General features: G+C 46.9%; 3 protein-coding genes. All 3 read right to left on the reverse strand.

Annotation, left to right across the window (positions count from 1 at the left end):
* Positions 1–272: hypothetical protein (locus tag XI25_RS13055; protein WP_046678999.1), on the reverse strand; the 272-nt coding region annotated here is incomplete at its 3' end.
* Between the two features lie 171 nt (positions 273–443).
* Positions 444–860, reverse strand: coding sequence for an FAD-dependent thymidylate synthase (locus XI25_RS13060; RefSeq protein ID WP_327204779.1), 417 nt, complete (start codon positions 858–860; stop codon positions 444–446).
* A gap of 266 nt (positions 861–1,126) precedes the next feature.
* The gene (locus XI25_RS13065; protein ID WP_052759600.1) at positions 1,127–2,176 is read right to left on the reverse strand and encodes an acyltransferase family protein; all 1,050 of its coding nucleotides are present in this window, start codon (positions 2,174–2,176) and stop codon (positions 1,127–1,129) included.
* Between the last annotated feature and the right edge of the window lie 62 nt (positions 2,177–2,238).

The raw sequence follows: 2,238 nt of genomic DNA on the forward strand, positions 1-2,238 counted from the left end.
AATGAAATTCCTAACCTTTCTTCCGCGTCTTCGATTTGTTCTTCCGTGCAGCCAAGAGAAATATCATTGCCATGAACGATGTAGCTTAAGGTTTTCAACCATTGTTCCATATTCCGGATTTCTTCGTCGGATGCTCCGTGATTTTGAACCAATTTCGGAGCTTTGCCGCCCTTGCCTTCATTCAATACTTCGGATGAATAGTACGTGCCGTAAAATTCCTTTTTGCCGCAATTATCTACTGTATATGTACCGGTTAGCTTAACAGCTTCCATGCAGATTCCTCCTCGCTATAGCCTGGTCTCCATCTCGTATTCCTTTATACGCTGGTAAAACGTGGGCTTGGTCGTATTGGATTATTTCCACAATAAAAAAGGAACTATTCTATCCATCGTCTCCCTCCTGTGGGGCATTGCTGTTCTCCATTATTCAACATTGTAGTAACACTATCCTGCCCGTTCGTTGAACAAAAGCAGCCGATCACGTTGATCGGCCGCCTTTGATTTTATTAGTTCTAATACTGCCTTTGCGTAGTCCTGAATTTCTTTTTGAGCATCATGCTCTAATCGTTGCGCCAAGAAATGAGAAACCGATTGAACGGATGCGGTCAAATACCAACGGACATACATTCCATATGAGGGTAAGAACAATCGCGCTTGTTCAGCGCAAATTCCATCTGCCAATGCCCGCTCATACTTATCCATCCCTAGCTCGATGTATGACAATAATTCTTGTGTATGTTTCTCACCAATTTCCCAGGAGATTATGTCTCCACTGCCCTGTTTGGAGTTCTCGGGTCTAGATCTCCATTCATCCGCTTTTGGTATATAAAAAACTGGTTCTTCGGTTATGTTTATCCCCACAGATTCACCAGTTTGGATTTGGTTTTGTTCATCTGGAATTCCAGTTTTTGAAACACTGCCTTGAGCACGTCAATAACTTTCATTTAAATTAAGAGTCAATATCCATGTCCTTTGGACCATTGATTCTTCACATTACCGAAAACCTGTGGATTCCAGATGAGTCTCTTGCATGAGCGACGGAAACACGCCCATTCGGAGTTTACTCCAATGTTTCGAGAGCTTTATCCACTCCCTCCTGCTTCATTATTTTTATCATTCGTTCTTGGTTAAGGCTTGATTGCCTCTGCCACCAGTCCAGCATATGCCTTCGCGCCTTCTTCGGAAAGATGTACGCCGTCCCTTGAGAAATATGAATCTTTGTCGGAACTAGCCATGTGCCAGTCAACAAGCGTCACGTTGGAGAACTGTTTCGCTGTCTCCGCCAAGGTCAAGTTAACGTCGCGTTCCCACGGACGCGGTACGCGAATATTTACAAGCAGAATTTGCTGAACGTTTTCTAATGAATCTAGCAGCGTAAAGAGTGTCTTCTCTGAGAACGTACCATTCGTGCCGAGTGCGATGATGACAACGTCACCTAACTCACCATTCGACTTATGCTGATCAATAACGTCCTTTGCCTGGGACATCTGGCGGCCCACTTTGCCGTCGATCGTAATGTCGAGGAGATGCTCTTGTAGATAAGGGGCAATATCGAGCAAGACCGAGTCGCCAATCGCGGTCACTTTCCGTCCCGCATCCGGCTTTAGAGTTCCATATGGCTGTTTCGAGCCGTTTGGTTTCGGTATGCTCCCTGGAGGTATTGTCCCTGTTTGAAGATCGTTGTGTTCGTACGGAACCGAGTCTGGTTTCGTATCGGATGCAAAACTAGTCATGCCGATAACGCAAATCGTCAGTACGAGCATCATGCATACGGAAGCAATTTTACCAAGGATCGGCATGGATCCCCACCTCTGGACCTGCCTCCATGCGTACCCGAACCCGCCGTTTCGAATGGGCTCCTCGATAAACCGCCACGATAATGCGGCGAGCACAATGCTAATTCCAACCTGTAATATGCTACGTATAATATTGGTCTCCCCCGTGTTTACTTCAGGACGAGTTAGTATAATAACCGGATAATGCCATAGATAGATGCCGTAAGAACGAACGCCAAGCCACCGCAGGGGTCTCCAACCCAACGCTTTGCCCAACCGGCTTACGGGATGGGCGAGAACCGCTACGACTACAGCCGTGACGACGGATAAAAGCACGAATCCGCCCCGGTAAAGAAAGCTATCGTACTGATCGGTAAGCCCGATCATGACGACAATCGTCATCAGAGCCGCTCCCCCCGATGCAATCAAGAATCAGGCGTGCTCGCGGCGCAGCTTTACAGTAA

The sequence above is a fragment of the Paenibacillus sp. DMB20 genome, from assembly GCF_000987955.1.
Taxonomy (GTDB): Bacteria; Bacillota; Bacilli; order Paenibacillales; family Paenibacillaceae; genus Paenibacillus_AQ.